The sequence below is a fragment of the Enterobacter sp. kpr-6 genome (assembly GCF_900116015.1).
Classification (GTDB): domain Bacteria; phylum Pseudomonadota; class Gammaproteobacteria; order Enterobacterales; family Enterobacteriaceae; genus Enterobacter_D.
This window is the reverse complement of record NZ_FOYH01000006.1, coordinates 80,853-98,153: the sequence shown is the minus strand read 5'-3', so window position 1 is coordinate 98,153 and position 17,301 is coordinate 80,853. Positions and strand designations below refer to the sequence as shown.

Sequence of the window (17,301 nt, the reverse complement as noted above, 5' to 3'; positions counted from 1 at the left end):
ATCTTCTCCTTTAGAGCGGTAATTCTTTAGCGGCTGCTACGTGATCCTGGGTGCGTCCATCGCGGCGCTCGCCTCTCGCCAGTTGCGTCATGATGTTTTTCAGCACAGGCGTTTTAAGGGTGTAGTAGCGTCTGGCGATAATGGCGCTGAAGAAGTAGCACACCGCCGGGACGAGGGTGAACAGCGCGATAATGATGGTAATGGTGGTGCTGTTTTGCGCTTTGGCTGCGGCATCATAACCCCCGCCCGCCAGCGCCCAGCCGATTAGCGCACCGCCAAAGGCCAGGCCCAGTTTCAGGACGAACAGCGTGCCTGCGAAGCTGATCCCGGTCAGACGCTTGCCGTTACACCATTCGCCGTAGTCGACGGTATCGGACATCATCACCCACTGGATTGGCGTCACAAGCTGGTGCAACACGCCGATAATAAAGATGAAGACAAACATGGTGATGCTGGCGCTGATCGGCACGAAGAACATCGCGACGCTGAAAAACGTCAGTAAGGCGTTCGTCCACCAGAAGATAGTGACTTTGCATTTCCAGTCGGTGAGCGGTTTCGCCAGCGCGCTGCCAATCAGGTTGCCGACGCAGTAGGTGGTGAGGAAGGCGACGAACACTTCCGGGGTGCCTAAAATCCAGGTGACGTAATACATCATTGCGCCACCGCGCACGCACACGGCCAGGATGTTAAGGATGGTCAGCAATCCAACGATGCGCCACTGGTCGTTATTCCAGATATCACGCAAATCTTCACGCATTGGCGTGGTACTCGGCGGCACCTGAATACGCTCTTTGGTGGTGAAGAAGCAGAACGCGAGCATCAGAAATGCCGTCACCGAGAGCACCGCGATGCCGCCCTGATAGCCCAGCGCTTTATCGTCGCCGCCAATCAGATTAACCAGCGGCATCATCAACACGGTGGAAAGCATGCCGCCCGCCGTCGCCAGCACAAAGCGCCAGGACTGCAGGGAGATGCGCTGTTTTGGATCGTTGGTGATTACGCCGCCCAGCGCGCAGTAGGGGATGTTAACCACGGTGTACAGCAGGGTGAGCAGCGTGTAAGTGATAGCGGCATAAAGCATTTTGCCGTTCATGCTGAGGTCCGGCGTGGTGTAAGTGAGCACGCAGACAATGCCAAACGGCAGCGCGCCAAACAGCATCCACGGGCGGAATTTACCCCAGCGGCTGCGTGTGCGGTCAGCGATTAAGCCCATACAGGGATCGGAAATCGCATCCAGCGCACGCGCCAGCAGGAACATCGTCCCGACGAATCCGGCGGGAATACCGAAAATATCCGTATAAAAAAACATCATGTACATCATGACGTTATCAAAAATGATATGACTGGCGGCGTCCCCCATGCCATAGCCGATCTTTTCCTTCACAGAAATAATCTGATCGCTCATCTCTTTATCCTTAAACGTTTTATTAGCGTCGATACCGGTTGCAGACGTTGTAAACGATCGACCTGGACGCGGGTATTCCGTTTTCTGGTTATCAGATTATGAGTTTTCTTTTATGTGATCGCGGTAGCTCAAATAGATGCGCCGAATGTAACCAATGGATTTGTTATGGTTTTAACTAAAATTAAGAGCAGCAAATGAACGGGTAAGAGAAATAAATGTGACAAGGTATGTGGTTATGACAGGAAAGTAGCTATAATGCGCCCCGCCTCCATGTAGCAATGCAGGCGCGGAAGGTCGTCGTCTCCGGTGAGATGGCTGGACTTCAAATCCAGATGGGGCCGCCAGCGGTCCCGGGCAGGTTCGACTCCTGTGATCTTCCGCCAGTTTTGCCTGAATTTCCCCCCAAAATCATCCCCAATGCGGTAACGCAAACTCACTCAGTACAGCTAACGTCCACTGCGCAGTGACTGCGGCGGCACGCCATAACCACGCACAAACACTTCTCGCATGTGGCGGCGATCGCGAAAGCCGGACTCGCGGGCAATGACATCCAGTGACAGACGGCTTTGTTCGATCATCAGTCGTGCCGCTTCGAGGCGCAGCCCTTCGATGGCTTTAGCCGGAGATTTTCCGGTTTCGGTGCGAAACAGGCGGCTTAGCTGACGGGCGCTAAGGTGCACGGCATCCGCCAGTATTTCCACCGTCAGCGATTTATTGAGGTTGTTTCGCGCATACTCCAGCGCGCGTTGCAGGCGATCGGAGCGCGGTGCGAGGGCCAGCATCTGCGAGTGTTGCGTTTGTCCTCCGGCGCGGCGTTGATTCATCACCAGTCGGTGCGCGACGTCGCGGGCGATGGCTTCCCCCAGATCTTTTTCGACCATTCCCAGCGCCATGTCCAGCGCGGCGGTCATTCCGGCCGACGTCCAGATTGCCTCATCGATGATAAAAATCCGGTCTTCATCCAGCCGTATTGACGGGTGAAGCGTTTTCAGGCTCTGCGCATGCGCCCAGTGCGTGGTCGCGCGTTTATTTTCCAGGAGGCCTGCCTGCGCCAGCACAAACGCCCCGGTGCAGACGCCCGCGATGCGCCGGGCCTGGCGCGCCGTGGTTTGCAAAAAGTCGATAGTTTCGCCCGATGCGGGTTCACTGGCAGGCATCAACACCCCGGCGACCAGCCAGGTATCCACCACGACCTCATCAGATAGCGCGACGCTATCAATGCTCACCCCGGAGGATGACCGGACAGGGCCGCCGCGCCCGGAATAGACCGTGGGCTGATAAAACGCCTCGCCCACCACCAGGTTGGCGAACTCAAATACCGACAGCGTGGACAGTGCCAGCACCTGAAAGTTATCAGCGACGATCAACCCTATCCTGTGCATAATTTCACCTTTGCCGAGTGCGCGCGAAAACGCTCCGAAAGCCACAGGCTAAACAGCGCCAGCAGCAAAAATCCCACTGAACTTGCCATCACACCATAAAAGCCCCAAACCGGATAGATCCACGATGCGACGGCTGCGCCAAAACCAATCCCGCAAAACATAAACGCACTGGTCAGCGCCAGAGAAATACCGCGAGTCTGCGGATCAGAAATCTCAACGATGCGCCGCTGCTGCGTCGGCCACAGCAAATCGGTGGCAAACGCCCAGAACACCAGCGCGACGTAAAGTAGCGCCAGCCTGCCGGGAAGCAGCATGATGATAAGCATGTCCACCACCAGCACCGTCATACCGAACGTTAACAGCGTCTCTGCACGATAAACCCGCGCCGCGCGCGCCACAAAAAGATTACCGACGATCCCGGCGACGCCAATCACCGCCAGCGCTATCGAGACACTGTTATGGCTGCCATGCCAGGTGTCGCGAATGACTGGCGAGATAAATGAATACATGTCGTAAACGCCGGCGGTAATAAAAAATACGACCAGGAATGCGGTCAGGGAGGTCCGCTCCGTCAGCACACTGCCTACCTGTTGCAGACGAATGCGCATCCCTTCCACACTGTCCGGCACGGACAGCCAGATATTGATGACTGACAGAAAACTCACCGCGCTGATTAGCGCAAACAGAACGCGTGCGCCCAGCAGACTAGCGATCCATGCCGCCAGCGGGATGCCAACCATGCTTGCCATCGACACACCCAGTAAGATCATGGCGATAGCGCTGCCACGCTCTTTTTGCTTCACCAGTTCAGATCCCAGTGCCACCAGCACCGGGCCGATGAGAGACGCGCCCAGCCCCATCACGATGCGGGCGACGACCAGCCAGCCGTAATTCGGCGCGAGAGCAAACACAATCGACCCGAGGCCGAACACGGTCATGCCTGCCAGCACCTGCTGACGCCGTCGGAGATGGCCGAAAAAAACCTGTGCCAGTGGCGCGGCAAGCGCAAACGTCAGGCCAAAAATCGCCAGCAAAAGTGCGCTTTGCGCATCGGTCAGTCCCCACGCCAGCGAAATCGGTGCGAGGCTGCCCGCCACCGACAGCGATCCCGTCGCCTGCACAAAATAGGCGATCCTGAGCGCCCACAGCGCACGGCGCTGTGGTGGAGTAATGTCACTTTTCATGGTTATGCGACGGGGATGGGGTTATCAACGACCGACTGGTTGAACGCGTTAACCACGGTGTGTTCGTTGGCACCGGGGTTGTCGCGCGCAGGCAGCACCCGATCAACGATGGCTTCGATGGTGTCGGTCGCCAGTTTGTCGAATGTCTCGCGGATAAAATCATCCAGCGGCATCGCGCGGTCGTCACCGCTTTTGTAGATCAGGTCGGTATCCACCCACGGCGGGGAGATTTCAATCACCTTCACGCCGGTATCACGCAGTAAAAAGCGTTGCGACAGCGTGTAGGAATGGATTGCCGCTTTGGTCGCAGAATAGAGCGCGTTGGTTGCCAGCGGAATATACGCCAGGATTGAGCTGTTGTTGATCAGCACGGCATCCGGCTGGGTTTTCAGATGTTCGAGAAAGTCGGAGCTAATGCGCACCGGGCCAAGCAAGTTGGTGTTGAGCAGCGTCACGGCCATCTCGTCATCCTGCACGCCGCCCGCGTTATCAAACGGCATGATCCCGGCGTTATTAATCACCACGTTCAGCGCTGGATAGCGCGCCAGCACACTTTGTGCCGCTGCCGTGATGCTCGCCGCATCGGTAACGTCCAGCACCACAGAATCCATACCCGGATTGGCGGCGGTTACGCTGTCCAGCAGCGCTTTGCGGCGGCCGGAGATAATGACCTGATTGCCCAGTTGATGGAATTTTTCCGCCATCGCGCGGCCAATGCCCGATGTGCCGCCCGTGATAAAAATTGTGTTGTTGGTCAGTTTCATGTTGTTCACCTTGTGTGTTGTGTCAGTGAACAGAGGTTATGCGATTTTGGGTTGGCTTAAATGACGTACATGGTGGTGATTTGGGACGTTGTGCTTTTACCCTCACCCCGGCCCTCTCCCTAAGGGAGAGGGGGAAAGCGAGGCCGCGATCTGTCCCTTAGGGAGAGGGAGAAGGGCAAGACCGCGCTCGATCTGTCCCTCAGGGAGAGGGAGAAGGGCAAGACCGCACTCGATCTGTCCCCTCTCCCTGGGAAGAGGGCTAGGGTGAGGGGGGTTGCAATGCCGACAACTGCTCCCGCAGCAAACCATAAAGCTGACGAATAGCCGGAGAAAACTGTTTGCGGTGCGGGCAGATCAAATTCAGCGGGGCGGCTTCGCCGGTGAACTGGGGCAGCAGCACTTCCAGCCGTCCGGCTTCAACATCGGCGCTGATATCAATCCACGATTTATAGACGATGCCCATCCCGGCAATCGCCCAGCGGCGGGCGACGTCGGCGTCATCGCACAACATGCGGCTTTTTACCGTGAGCTGGCGACGCAGGCCATTTTCCTGGAATGTCCATTTATCGTAGACGTGACTGTTCATGGTAAACAGCAGGCAGTGATGATGAGTGATGTCACCGAGCGTCGCGGGTCGCCCGTGTTGGGTCAGATAATCCGGTGACGCCGCCAGCACCCGGCGGTTTTTCTCGGCCAACGGCAGCGCCACGTAGCTGCTGTTATCCAGCACGCCATAGCGGATCGCCACGTCCACCGGATCGCGGAAAATGTCGCTTATCTGATCGGAGAGCGACAGCCGCAGCGTGATTTTTGGGTGCTGTTCGCAAAAGCGGGTGATCAGCGGCAACAGCACGTTGCGGCCAATATCCGACGGCACGGCGATCTTTAATTCCCCCTGCAATTCGTCATCGCTGCTGTGCAGGCTTTCCGCCCCCGCCTGCATCACCGCCAGCATCTCATGGGCAAACGGCAGATATTTTTCACCTTCCGCCGTCAGGCGCAGGCTGCGGGTGGATCGGACAAAAAGCCGTTTATCCAGATCGCGCTCCAGCCGGTGCACGGCGGCGCTCACCTGGCCTGGCAGCAAATCCGCTTCACGCGCGGCACTGGAAAAACTGCCTAACGCAGCGGCACGGACAAACAGCGTTACGTCTTCAAGGCGGATCATGATGTCTCCGGTGTGTGGATTTTCACCTTCAAAGAGAAAGTGTTGCACGCGAGAGACGGTGTTTTCACGCACTATTTTTGTTTATTCTGCTTTGATTTTATGGTCAGGAGAAAATTATGACGCTCAATGATGCAGTTCTTACCCGCCACACCGTTAAGGCTTTTGAACCCGGCAACACGCTGCCGCAAGCCGATATCGACACGCTGCTGAATGTGCTGCAAAACAGCCCGTCCTCGGTGAACTCTCAGCCCTGGCATTTTGTGGTCGCCTCAACCGACGAAGGCCGCGCCGCCATTGCGCAGGCTACCACCGGGGCGTTTATTTATAACGAGCCTAAAGTATTGAACGCCTCGCACGTCATCGCGCTGTGCATGAAAAGCGACATCACCGAAGCGCATCTGCAAAGCGTGCTGGCGCAGGAAGAGAAAGATGGCCGCTTTGCCAGTGCCGACGCCAAAGCCGGACAGGACAAGAGCCGCCGGGGTTACGTCGATATGCACCGCTATGAACTGCGCGATGTGCCGCAGTGGATGGAAAAGCAGGTTTACCTTGCGTTAGGCGGCCTGCTGCTGGGCGCAGCGATGCTCGGCATTGATGCCACGCCGATGGAAGGTTTTGATCAGCGCGCGCTGGATCTCTCCCTGGGACTGCGCGAAAAAGGCTTAACCAGCGTGGTGCTGGTGTCGCTGGGCGTGAAAAGCGATAAAGATTTCAACGCCGCGCTGCCGAAATCCCGCCTGGCCCGCGAAGAGATCTTCACCTTTATCTAAGCGACTATGCCCGCGCGGGTTTTCCGGTAATGGGCCGGGGTGAGCGCATAGTGCCGCCGGAACGCTTTCGAAAATGATGCCAGGGATAAAAACCCGCAGCGGGCAGCAATCGCGTCCACCGTCTGGCTGCGCTCCTGAATCAACAGCCGTGCCGCCAGCGCCATGCGTAACTGGGTAAGCCAGGCCTGGGGCGTCTGGTGGTAGCAGCGGGCAAAATGACGGGCGAAGGTGGCGCGGGATAAAAAGCAGCGCCCGGCCATGCTCTCCATCGTCCAGGGCTGTGAGGGATCGGCCAGCACCGCCAGCACGGCCGGGGCGAGGCGTTTGTCAGTCAACAGACGCAGCAACCCGGCTGGCGGTTCACTTTCTGTGAGTAAAATCCGCAGCACCAGCACCAGGAACGTGGCCGTCAGGTTATCGACGATGGTTGTACCGCCCGGCGAACCGCTGAGGCTTTCACGCACCAGCATCGCCAGCAGCAGTTCCAGTTCCGGGCAATCCTGGCGATCCCGTGTGCGCAGATGGATCACCCCGCTCTCTTTCGCAAACAGCCAGCCGCTGTTCGCGCCGAAATGAAACTCACCGCACAGTACGTCCACGCTGTCTCCTTCGCCTTCCGTGCGCACTTCCGTCAGCGTCCCGTTGAAATGTTTTGCCACCGGCGCAACCTGCCCCCACTCCACCAGCCCTTGCAGTATGTGCGGTGAACCGTGCGGCAGGAGCAGCACATCGCCCGCGTTCACGTTCAGCGTTTTACCCGCCAGTTGCAGCTGCGCGCTGCCGTGCAGGATCACATGCCAGGGCACGACGCCCGGCGCAAGCTGCGCGTGATCGGCCGTCCAGCGCCCGGCAAAACGACAGTGCAGATTAACGACGCTGGCAGGGGCAAGCAGCGTAAGGACCCGGCTGAGGCTATCCAAGGTTTCTCTCCTGAGACGATAAGACAAAAAAGCGAGACGATGAGCGCCATTCTACCTGCTGGCATCGCCCTATGATGTGTCCATCGCCACTACGGCGGAAATTATTTACTCACAGGAGATTGTTATGAGCCGTTTAACTTCAGTTCAGCCCGTCCATGCCACTGGCAAAGCCGCCGAGTTATTTACCGCGATTAATCGTGCAATGGGCAAAGTGCCGAACGCCTATCAGACCATCGGCAATGCCCCGGACGTGCTCGGCCAGGCGTTACAACACAATGCGATGCTGGCAAAAAGCAGCCTGAGCAGAAAGCAACTGGAAGCGATTAACCTCGCTGTCAGCGAAGCGTCTGGCTGTGATTATTGCCTGGCCGCGCATTCGCTGATGGGCAAAATGGCGGGCTTTACGCCAGAGCAAATGCGTCAGCTTCGTCAGGGCGATTACCCGGATGACGCGCAACTGGACGCGCTGGTGAAATTTGTGCAGACGCTGGTGACCACGCACGGCACGCTGCCTGAAGAGGCGGTGAACGATTTCCGCGAAGCCGGGTTTGATGATGTGCAGGTGGTGGAAACCATCAGCGCGGTGAGCGCGATTTTGTTTACCAATATGATTAACCGGGTGAATGATACGGTGGTGGATTTCCCGGCGGTGAGTTAAGGGGTTTTCCCCTCACCCCGGCCCTCTCCCCTTGGGAGAGGGAGAAAAGCGAGTCCGCGCTCGGGCGGTTCCCTCTCCCATGGGGAGAGGGTTAGGGTGAGGGGGCTTTTCCTCAGCGGCGTTCCGGAATAATCAAATCCCCGCGCAGTACGCAGGACCCCAGCACACTCTGGGTTTTTTCCGTCAGCCAGGTCACGATCCGCGCGGCCATCGCATCCATCGAATATTCAATGGCCGGAATGGTCGGTATGCCCGGCAGTTGCAGTGAACCGGCGAGGCTGAAGACCATAATGTCGCCCGGTACCGATTTATTAAACGCCTGAAGCTGCGTGATCACCCGCTGTGCGGCCTGCTCGTCGGCCACCAGCAATGCGTTGAAGTTCAGCGTGGTGGCGTTGTTTAGCAGCACCTGAAGCGCCACTGACGAGGTGGTGGAATCCATAAACACCAGATTGCGGTTAAACGGCAGGAAGTTATTTTCCAGCGCGTGTTTATAACCAAGCAGTACCTGGTCGGCGGAGCCGCTACCTTCCGGGTGGATCAGCGCAATTTGCCGACGCCCCTGGCTAATCAGGTAATTACAGGCGGTTTCAGCAGCGAAGGCATGGTCAAACTGGATGCTGTTCGGCGTGTCGGCTTCGACGCAATCCACCAGAATGACGTTTTCATCCGCCAGATTGAGCGGAAAGCGCGCGCCGATAATCAGCACGTCATCGCACAATCCGCAGGTGAGTTCATCCAGCGCATTCATCACCCCCGCTTTACTGTTGGCAAAACGCAGCAGCAGATGTTTCTGATGTTGGCTGAGATGTTTCTCAAGCGCATAGAGATAACCGGTGGTCTGGTTAACGTTATCTTGTGCACAAATCACCCCTATGCAGCCCGTAGACTGACTGAGCAAGGACTGCGCAATGACATTGGGCCGATAATTGAGTTCATCGACCGCTTTCAGGACCGCGAGGCGACTGGCTTCCTTAACGCCGCGCGAACCACTCAACACCCGTGAGACTGTGGCTTTGGACACCCCAGCTAAACGTGATACATCGTTGATTGTTGACATCTTTATCCCCTGGCAGCCCCAAGCGGGCCAAAAAATCCAAATCGTACAATGGCTCAGAATATCGCCAACCTCAGTATAACCGCTTTCTAAATTTCACGGAAACCGATTTTCCATGAGGTCAAAGTTGTTCTCAGAATTTCCTCAAATACTGTGACGTGAATCCAATAAAAAAATCTTATAGGACTAAGAGATTGACGCGCTTCACACTTCCCTCGCTAAAAAATGGAAACCGGTTTCCATATGTTATCCAATCAGCCCCGCAATAACTTTTAACACTTTGAGGATGGATGTCGATGGTTAAGATCATGCTGTGTTGTTCCGCGGGCATGTCCACAAGCCTGCTGGTCAGAAAAATGGTCGATGAAGCACAGGTCAGAGGATTACCGGTCGAGATTGACGCCTATGGCGTGGCGGAATTTGATACCCAGTTTCCGCGCTACCAGGTCGTGCTGCTTGGGCCACAAGTGAAGTACATGTTAAATACGCTTTCAGAAAAGGCTGCCACTCACGGCATTCCCGTTCAGCCCATCAACCCGATGGATTACGGGATGCAGCGCGGTGATAAGGTACTGGACTATGCTCTGTCGCTCATCGAAGCGGCGCACTAAAAGGTGTCTCTATGAGTTCGTTATATCAGTCAATGGTTGCCGTTATTGAGCAATCGATCACCCCGCTGGCAGGCCGGCTGGGACAGCAAAAATATGTTATCGCCATCCGTGACGGCTTTACCGCCGCGCTGCCGTTTATGATTATCGGCTCGTTTATGCTGGTGTTTATTTTCCCGCCGTTCTCCGCGGATACCACCAATAGCTTTGCGCGCGGCTGGCTCGATTTCTCCCAGACTTACCGCGAACAACTGATGCTGCCGTTTAACCTGAGCATGGGCGTGATGACGTTCTTTATCTCAGTGGGGATTGGCGCAAGCCTTGGGCGGCAGTTTAACCTTGATCCGGTGATGTCCGGTCTGCTGGCATTTATGGCGTTTTTGCTGGTCGCGGCTCCTTATGCCGACGGTAAAATCTCTACCCAGTACCTTTCCGGTCAGGGGATTTTCACCGCGCTTATCACCGCCATCTATTCAACCCGTATGTACGCGTGGCTGAAGCAGAACAACATTACCATCCGCCTGCCGAAAGAAGTGCCGACTGGCGTGGCGCGCTCATTTGAAATCCTGATCCCGGTGCTGGTGGTGATTGCCACGCTGCATCCGCTCAACCTGTTTATCGAAGCGCAAACCGGCATGATCCTGCCGCAGGCGATTATGCACCTGCTGGAACCGCTGGTGTCGGCGTCCGACTCCCTGCCTGCCATTCTGCTCTCCGTGCTGCTGTGCCAGATTTTCTGGTTCGCGGGCATCCACGGTTCGCTTATCGTTACCGGTATCATGAACCCGTTCTGGATGGCGAACCTCTCGGCAAACCAGGCAGCACTGGCGGCGGGTGCGGCGTTACCGCACGTTTACCTGCAAGGCTTCTGGGATCACTATCTGCTGATTGGCGGCGTTGGCTCCACCCTGCCGCTGGCGTTTTTGCTGCTGCGTAGCCGTGTCACCCACCTGCGTACTATCGGCAAAATGGGCGTTGTGCCAAGTTTCTTTAACATCAATGAACCTATCCTGTTCGGTGCGCCGATCATCATGAACCCGATGCTGTTCATCCCGTTCGTCTTCGTTCCGCTGATTAACGCCTGCCTCGCTTACGGTGCAACCCGTCTCGGCTGGGTGGATCAGGTGGTTTCGCTGACGCCGTGGACCACGCCTGCACCTATCGGTGCGTCCTGGGCCGCGAACTGGGCGTTCAGTCCGGTGGTGATGTGCGCAATCTGTATGGTGATGTCAGCGCTGATGTACCTGCCGTTCCTGCGTGCCTATGAGCGTTCTTTGATGAAAACCGAAGAGCAGAAAGCCCAGGCTGCGGCCCCGCTCACGGAAACCGTCCGCCCGTAGTCATAAGGAGAGAATGACCATGAAATATACATTTCCCGCCCATTTCTGGTGGGGCAGCGCCAGCTCCGCACAGCAAACCGAAGGGGAAAGCCTGCACGGTGGAAAAAGCGCCACGACCTGGGATCACTGGTTCGCCACTCAGCCACTGCGCTTCCACCAGCAGGTCGGGCCTGCTGATACCTCAACGTTTTATCAGCACTGGCGGGAAGATATCGCGCTGTTAAAGCAGTTAAACCACAACAGCTTTCGCACCTCGATCAGCTGGTCGCGTCTTATCCCGGACGGCACCGGCGAGGTGAACCCGGAGGCGGTGGCGTTTTATAACAACGTGATTGACGAGTTGCTGGCGCAGGGGATCGCTCCGTTTATTACCCTGTTCCACTTCGATATGCCGATGGTGATGCAGGAGAAAGGCGGCTGGGAAAACCGCGAAGTGGTCGAGGCGTTCAGCCGTTACGCGCAGATCTGTTTTGAGCTGTTCGGTGACCGCGTGATGTACTGGTTCACCTTTAACGAGCCGATTGTGCCGGTGGAAGGCGGATACCTGTATGACTTCCATTACCCGAACGTGGTGGATTTCAAACGTGCGGCGACCGTGGCGTACAACACCGTGCTGGCCCATGCCTCAGCGGTGCGGGCGTTTCGCGCCGGGCATTACGCCGGGGAAATCGGCATTGTGCTGAACCTGACGCCGTCATATCCGCGCTCGCAAAATCCGGCGGATCTGCTGGCCGCGCACCATGCCGATTTGCTGTTTAACCGCAGTTTCCTCGACCCGGTGCTGAAAGGCGAATATCCGGCGGATCTGGTGGCGTTGCTGAAAGCCTACGATCAGCTTCCGACCTGCAAGCCGGACGATGTGGCGCTGATTGCTGAAGGTAAAGTCGATCTTCTGGGGATTAACTATTACCAGCCGCGTCGGGTGAAATGCCGCGACAGCGCGGTCAATCCACAATCGCCGTTTATGCCGGAGTGGTTATTTGATTATTACGAAATGCCAGGGCGGAAAATGAATCCCCATCGTGGATGGGAAATTTACGAACCAGGTATTTACGATATTCTGACCAACTTACGCGTTAATTACGGCAACCCACGCTGCTTTATTTCTGAAAATGGCATGGGTGTGGAAAATGAACAGCGCTTTATTGAAGACGGGCAAATTAACGATCAATACCGTATCGAATTTGTTTCCGGTCATTTGAAGTGGCTGCATAAAGGGATTTCTGAAGGCTGTAATTGTCTCGGTTATCATATGTGGACGTTTATTGATAACTGGTCATGGTGTAATGCGTATAAAAACCGCTACGGGTTTGTCCAGCTGGATTTAAAAACCCAGAAACGCACCATCAAGAAAAGTGGGGAGTGGTTTGCCGCGACCTCAGCCAATAATGGTTTTAGCGAAGAGTCATAAACATGATTGAATTAGAAGAAGCGGTGATGGAAATCATCGTCAATGCCGGTCAGTCCCGTAGTCTCTGTTTTGAAGCCCTGCGCGCCGCGCGCGCGGGCAACTTTGATGAGGCCAAAAATCTGCTGCGCGAGGCCGATGGCTACTCGCGCCAGGCGCACCATATGCAAACTAAACTCATTGAGCAGGACGCCGGTGAAGCCCGCCAGCCAATGACGTTAATTATGGTGCACGCTCAGGATCATTTAATGACGTCATTACTGGCGCGTGAATTATCCGAAGAGATTATCCAACTTTATCAGCGCTAATTAATTAAATCGTGGAGATCCGTTAAGAGAATATTATTAATCCGCCGTACCCTAACAATATTACATGGTGATAGCACAATTATTCCGTTAAATGCGGACGGGATAATTATTGTCTGAAAATAATTTACTAAATTGAGACAAACATGAAATTAATTAAAAAACTTCCAGTGGCACTGGCAGTAATGGCTGCGCTTTGCTCAGGAAATGTCGTTGCACAAGAATTTACTCAGGAACAAATTGACGCCATCGTGGCAAAAGCGGTGGATAAAGCCCTCACCGAACGCCAGGCCAAAATGGATGCGGCGGTTGCGAAAAAAGCCGATGTGATTACCGAACCGCAAAGCACCGCGCAATCACCGGATATGGCTATTCCGTTTGGCGTGAAATTTACCGGTTATGCGCGTTATGGCGCGCAGTTCCAGGCAGGCGATCAGAAATTTGTCGGCGTCGATGGCTCATATAACGGTTCCTCAGCGATCGGTCGTCTGGGTAACGAAGGCAACGGCGGCGAATTCCAGCTTTCCAAAGCGTTCAAAGGCGACAACGGCGCAATCTGGGACATCAACGTGATGATCGACCACTGGGGCGACGAGGTGAACCTCAAGAAAGCCTACGCCGGGGTGACCAACATTCTGGAGTCCAACCCGAACGCCTACATCTGGGCCGGTCGTGACTTCCACCAGCGTCCACAACAGGGCATCAACGATTACTTCTGGATGAACCACGACGGCCAGGGTGCAGGGGTGAAAAACTTCGACATCGGCGGCGTGCAGTTTGACCTAGCGACCGTGGCGGCAGTGGAATCCTGTAGCCCGGAAGTGATGAACGATGAAGGCAACCCGTCGCGTATTACCTGTACCGGCGGTTCCGGCACCGGTGATAAAGGCAACTATGCGGTGACCTCAAAAATCCACGGTATGAAGGTTGGTCCGCTGGATCTGGAACTGTACGCCAACTACGGCTTTGACTCCAAAGCCGTTGACAGCGATGCGCGTCTGAAAGCGTGGCAGGGCGGCGTGGTGCTGAGTCACACTGGCGAAAGCAGCGTGAACAAGTTGATTGCGCGCTACTCCGATAACTCGGACAACAGTGTATACAACAAAACCGATGATCTGACGGCGATTTATACCAGCTTCGAGGGTAGCTACAAATTCACCCAACAGGCACAGGTTGAATACCTGCTGGCGTACCACGACTACGAAAATGATGCCAACGGCATCGATGATCGTCGTAACTACAACGCCATTGTGCGTCCGATGTACTGGTGGAACGACGTGCATTCAACCTGGCTGGAACTGGGCTGGCAGAAAGTCGATTTCGAACAGGGCGGGGATAACCACGGCTGGAAAGCCACGCTGTCTCAGAACATCTCCATCAACATGGGACCGGAATTCCGTCCGATGCTGCGCTTCTACGTGACCGGCGGTCAGGTGGATAACGAACGCACCGCACGCATCAACGGCACTGAAGACGAGACGCTGGATTCGTTCAACGTCGGCGCGATGTGGGAAGCCTGGTTCTAAAACGTCAGGCCCGGCGGCGCAGGCTTGCCGGGCCGACAACAGTTTTGCAGGTCGGGTCAGCGTCATGGCTCCCGGCCTGATGTTTGTTAACCCTCAGTGCTCACTTTCACGCGAACCTTCGCTGCCACCAGCAGAGCCGTCAGAAGCATCAGGCTGCCGGAAATCACCAGCGGCGAGAGCAGACCGAGGTTATCGAGAGCGTAGCCTCCCACCGCTGCACCGCAGGTATTGGCAAGCTGGATCACCGCCACCTGAATTGATCCAGCTTTTTCTGCCTGATCCGCCAGCGATCGGGTGATCCACGTTGACCAGCCCACCGGCACCAGCGCAAACGCCAGTCCCCACACCACGGCAATGCCCGACGCGACCACTTTATCGCTGCCCCACAAAATCAGAACCAGCGCGCTCACTGCCAGCACCAGCGGCGCACAGGCCAGCGCGAACTTAAGGGATTTTTTAAGGAACAGCGACGACATCGAGGTGCCAATAAAACTGGCGATGCCGAAACTCAGCAGCACCAGCGTCAGACCGTCAACGTCGAAACCGGCCATGCTCATGTACACCGGGCGGATATAGGTAAAGAACGCAAACTGCCCGGCAAAGGACATGAAAATGGCGCACATGCCCGCCAGCACGCCGGGGCGTTTTAAGATGCTGAACATGTTTTGCTTATGCTGCATCGGCTCGCCCGGCAGATGCGGCAGCGCTTTCCACACCCAGACGATGCAGACCGCGCCCATTACTGCCGCCGCATTAAACACGTTACGCCAGCCGATAATTCCGCCGAGGAAACTGCCTAACGGAGCGGCGATCACCAGCGCAATCGACACTGCGCCGAAGATCACCGACAGCGCTTTGGGCACGGTACGCGCCGGGACTAAGCGCATAGTCAGCGACGCCGACATCGCCCAGAAGCCGCCAAGCGCAAGCCCTAAGCAGGCGCGCCCCACCAGCAGCAGCGTGAAGTTATTGGCAAAAGAGACCAGCAGACAGGAGAGGGTCAGCAGGACGGAGAATAAAATCACCACGTAGCGCCTGTCGGTGGTGCGAATGGTCTGGGTGATAAACAGGCTGGCAAACATCGCAATAAAGGCGGTGACGGTCACCGACTGCCCGGCTAACCCCTCGGAAATGCCCAAATCCTGCGCCATCGGCGTGAGCAGGCTGACCGGCAGAAATTCCACGGTAATTAAACACGCGACACAAAACGCCACGGCAAAAACCGCCGACCAGTTTGGTCGATGGTGTCCTTCTTTATGCTCACTCATGTCGTCTCCTGCGTTGTTTAAAGGCGTAAAGCCGCGCAGTGTAACACTCTGAGTGTGACGTATTTAACGTTTTAGCAACTTTTATGGGGGAATTCCCCCTCTCAGAACCGGGAGGGGGACAAATCTCAGGCTTTTACCCGGCTGATGTAGCCGCTAAATGCGGTTAACTGCCCGGTCAGATGATCCAGCGTACTCTGGTCTATCACTTCGCCCGTCTGGGTATCGACTTTATTCTGAATAACGCCGCCCATAAATTCCGGCTTGTTCATGACCATCGCGTCGAGGAAAACGAGGATTTGTCGCAGATGATACTGGCAGCGTGCGCCGCCAATTGCGCCCATGGAGCTGGTCTGGATCAGCACCGGCTTGCCTGCCAGCGGTTGATCCGGCAGGCGGGACAGCCAGTCGATGGCGTTTTTCAGGCCGCCGGGGACGGAATAGTTATATTCCGGCGTCACGATCACCACGCCATCCGCCGCGCGGATCTGCGCTGCGATCGCTTCCACGCTTTGCGGGAAACCCTCTTCCTGCTGGATATCCGCATCGTACAGCGGAATGTCGCCAATCGACGGCAGCGCGGTCACTTCCATACCTTCCGGGGCAATTTTTGGCAGCGTGCGGGCGACCATCGCATTAAACGAACCCTTACGCAGACTTCCGAGCAATGTTACGACTTTCAGTGTGTCAGACATCATTTCTCCTTAAGATCGGTCAGGCAGATAGACTACTAAAGCGCATCAGGCGGGCAGCGGGTTTATTGGCGCGCGGCTGGATAGCCGGCAGGCGATGCCACCCTTCTTTGCTGTCGAACGACCAGATATTCAAACTTTCAATGGCAGGCGTGACGGCAACCGACCAGATAAGCACGTCTTCTGCATCGCATACCACTTCTGTCGGCGCTGACTGCGCGGTTCGCAGACGCCCGGAACCGGGGAAAAGTTGCAGAAATCCCGACGTATCCTGCATCTGATTCGCCATTTTCAATACGCTCTGGCGCAGGGTGATGATTTGCGCCTGGGCTTCATTGGGATCGGTTTGATTATTGATCCACAGTTTTTCACTGCTGGCGAACGTGTGGCGCTCCTGCGCGTGGGGACTCAGAAAACCCCGTGTGGCGCGCTGAAGCTCCATATCCAGTCCGCATACGCCCTCAGTAGTGACGGTAACGCCCACCAGGTTTCCGGCATAGGACAGAGAGAAAGAAGGCAAATGTGCGTCTGCAAAGACCGGGCGGCCCTCTGCCCTGACGATAATTTCCGGCAGCTCGCTAATACCGTAGAGCATAAACATCAGCTCGGCGAGTAGCGATCGGGAAGCCAGGAAGCGATTACGCTGATGTTCAGGAAGTTGCCGCGCTGCTTCATGACAGGAAGAAGGCAGCCGAATCGACATGAGATGCCCTTCTGTCAGGATCCCTCTGGCAAAGTGTGTCGCCATTTTTCTCTCCGTGATAATGGTCTGTGGGGCCAGACAAAATAGTGTCGCCTATTGTGCGCAGGTTTTGTGGAGGAAAAAAGAAGATAAAAGTTTCCGGGGTG

17 protein-coding genes and 1 tRNA gene are annotated in these 17,301 nt (G+C 56.0%); 8 read left to right on the top strand and 10 right to left on the bottom strand.

Annotated elements, in window-relative coordinates; translation table 11 throughout:
- Nucleotides 1–10 precede the first annotated feature (10 nt).
- Nucleotides 11–1,405: a glycoside-pentoside-hexuronide family transporter gene (locus tag BM373_RS15055; protein WP_090462893.1), complete on the bottom strand. Its 1,395-nt coding sequence runs from the start codon at nt 1,403–1,405 to the stop codon at nt 11–13.
- A gap of 288 nt (nt 1,406–1,693) precedes the next feature.
- Here BM373_RS15055 and BM373_RS15050 point away from each other — a divergent pair.
- Nucleotides 1,694–1,788: transfer RNA gene (locus BM373_RS15050), tRNA-Sec, on the top strand.
- Nucleotides 1,789–1,851: 63 nt separating this feature from the next.
- Here the strand turns inward: BM373_RS15050 and BM373_RS15045 are convergent.
- The 4 genes from BM373_RS15045 to BM373_RS15030 all read right to left on the bottom strand — a co-directional run bounded on the left by BM373_RS15045 (nt 1,852) and on the right by BM373_RS15030 (nt 5,903).
- Complete coding sequence (locus BM373_RS15045) at nt 1,852–2,787, bottom strand: GlxA family transcriptional regulator (protein ID WP_090462890.1); 936 nt, start codon at nt 2,785–2,787, stop codon at nt 1,852–1,854.
- Nucleotides 2,775–3,971, bottom strand: coding sequence for an MFS transporter (locus BM373_RS15040; RefSeq protein WP_090462887.1), 1,197 nt, complete (start codon nt 3,969–3,971; stop codon nt 2,775–2,777). Before BM373_RS15040 ends, BM373_RS15045 begins: the two co-directional genes overlap by 13 nt.
- Before the next feature lie 2 nt (nt 3,972–3,973).
- Nucleotides 3,974–4,735, bottom strand: a complete 762-nt coding sequence (locus BM373_RS15035; RefSeq protein ID WP_090462883.1) for an SDR family oxidoreductase — start codon at nt 4,733–4,735, stop codon at nt 3,974–3,976.
- Between the two features lie 259 nt (nt 4,736–4,994).
- On the bottom strand, nt 4,995–5,903 hold the full coding sequence (locus BM373_RS15030) for a LysR family transcriptional regulator (RefSeq protein ID WP_090462880.1): 909 nt from the start codon (nt 5,901–5,903) through the stop codon (nt 4,995–4,997).
- Nucleotides 5,904–6,019: 116 nt separating this feature from the next.
- Here BM373_RS15030 and nfsB point away from each other — a divergent pair, with 116 nt between their 5' ends.
- Nucleotides 6,020–6,673, top strand: coding sequence for an oxygen-insensitive NAD(P)H nitroreductase (gene nfsB / locus BM373_RS15025; RefSeq protein WP_090462877.1), 654 nt, complete (start codon nt 6,020–6,022; stop codon nt 6,671–6,673).
- On the opposite strand, the gene BM373_RS15020 is transcribed toward nfsB, so the two are convergent.
- A complete protein-coding gene (locus BM373_RS15020; RefSeq protein ID WP_090462874.1) occupies nt 6,670–7,593 on the bottom strand; it encodes a cupin domain-containing protein in 924 nt (307 codons plus the stop codon). The two genes, nfsB and BM373_RS15020, sit on opposite strands and share 4 nt — an antisense overlap.
- A gap of 124 nt (nt 7,594–7,717) precedes the next feature.
- On the opposite strand from BM373_RS15020, the gene BM373_RS15015 reads away from it, so the two are divergent.
- The gene (locus BM373_RS15015; protein WP_090462871.1) at nt 7,718–8,251 is read left to right on the top strand and encodes a carboxymuconolactone decarboxylase family protein; all 534 of its coding nucleotides are present in this window, start codon (nt 7,718–7,720) and stop codon (nt 8,249–8,251) included.
- A 112-nt stretch (nt 8,252–8,363) separates the two neighbouring features.
- Here the strand turns inward: BM373_RS15015 and BM373_RS15010 are convergent, their stop codons facing one another.
- The gene (locus tag BM373_RS15010; RefSeq protein WP_090462868.1) at nt 8,364–9,311 is read right to left on the bottom strand and encodes a LacI family DNA-binding transcriptional regulator; all 948 of its coding nucleotides are present in this window, start codon (nt 9,309–9,311) and stop codon (nt 8,364–8,366) included.
- A 293-nt stretch (nt 9,312–9,604) separates the two neighbouring features.
- Between BM373_RS15010 and BM373_RS15005 the strand changes: the two genes are divergently transcribed.
- The 5 genes from BM373_RS15005 (at nt 9,605) to BM373_RS14985 (ending at nt 14,495) form a co-directional block, all read left to right on the top strand.
- A complete protein-coding gene (locus tag BM373_RS15005) occupies nt 9,605–9,919 on the top strand; it encodes a PTS sugar transporter subunit IIB (protein WP_090462864.1) in 315 nt (104 codons plus the stop codon).
- 11 nt (nt 9,920–9,930) lie between these two features.
- On the top strand, nt 9,931–11,256 hold the full coding sequence (locus tag BM373_RS15000; RefSeq protein WP_090462861.1) for a PTS sugar transporter subunit IIC: 1,326 nt from the start codon (nt 9,931–9,933) through the stop codon (nt 11,254–11,256).
- Between the two features lie 19 nt (nt 11,257–11,275).
- Nucleotides 11,276–12,667: a glycoside hydrolase family 1 protein gene (locus BM373_RS14995; protein WP_090463251.1), complete on the top strand. Its 1,392-nt coding sequence runs from the start codon at nt 11,276–11,278 to the stop codon at nt 12,665–12,667.
- 2 nt (nt 12,668–12,669) lie between these two features.
- A complete protein-coding gene (locus tag BM373_RS14990) occupies nt 12,670–12,972 on the top strand; it encodes a PTS lactose/cellobiose transporter subunit IIA (protein WP_090462858.1) in 303 nt (100 codons plus the stop codon).
- A gap of 143 nt (nt 12,973–13,115) precedes the next feature.
- A complete protein-coding gene (locus BM373_RS14985) occupies nt 13,116–14,495 on the top strand; it encodes a carbohydrate porin (protein ID WP_090462856.1) in 1,380 nt (459 codons plus the stop codon).
- A gap of 86 nt (nt 14,496–14,581) precedes the next feature.
- Here the strand turns inward: BM373_RS14985 and nepI are convergent, their stop codons facing one another.
- From nepI to BM373_RS14970, 3 genes are all read right to left on the bottom strand, one after another.
- Nucleotides 14,582–15,763: a purine ribonucleoside efflux pump NepI gene (nepI, locus tag BM373_RS14980; protein ID WP_090462853.1), complete on the bottom strand. Its 1,182-nt coding sequence runs from the start codon at nt 15,761–15,763 to the stop codon at nt 14,582–14,584.
- A 125-nt stretch (nt 15,764–15,888) separates the two neighbouring features.
- On the bottom strand, nt 15,889–16,455 hold the full coding sequence (locus BM373_RS14975; protein ID WP_090462850.1) for an NADPH-dependent FMN reductase: 567 nt from the start codon (nt 16,453–16,455) through the stop codon (nt 15,889–15,891).
- 19 nt (nt 16,456–16,474) lie between these two features.
- A complete protein-coding gene (locus tag BM373_RS14970; protein WP_090462847.1) occupies nt 16,475–17,200 on the bottom strand; it encodes a 4'-phosphopantetheinyl transferase family protein in 726 nt (241 codons plus the stop codon).
- Nucleotides 17,201–17,301: the final 101 nt, after the last annotated feature.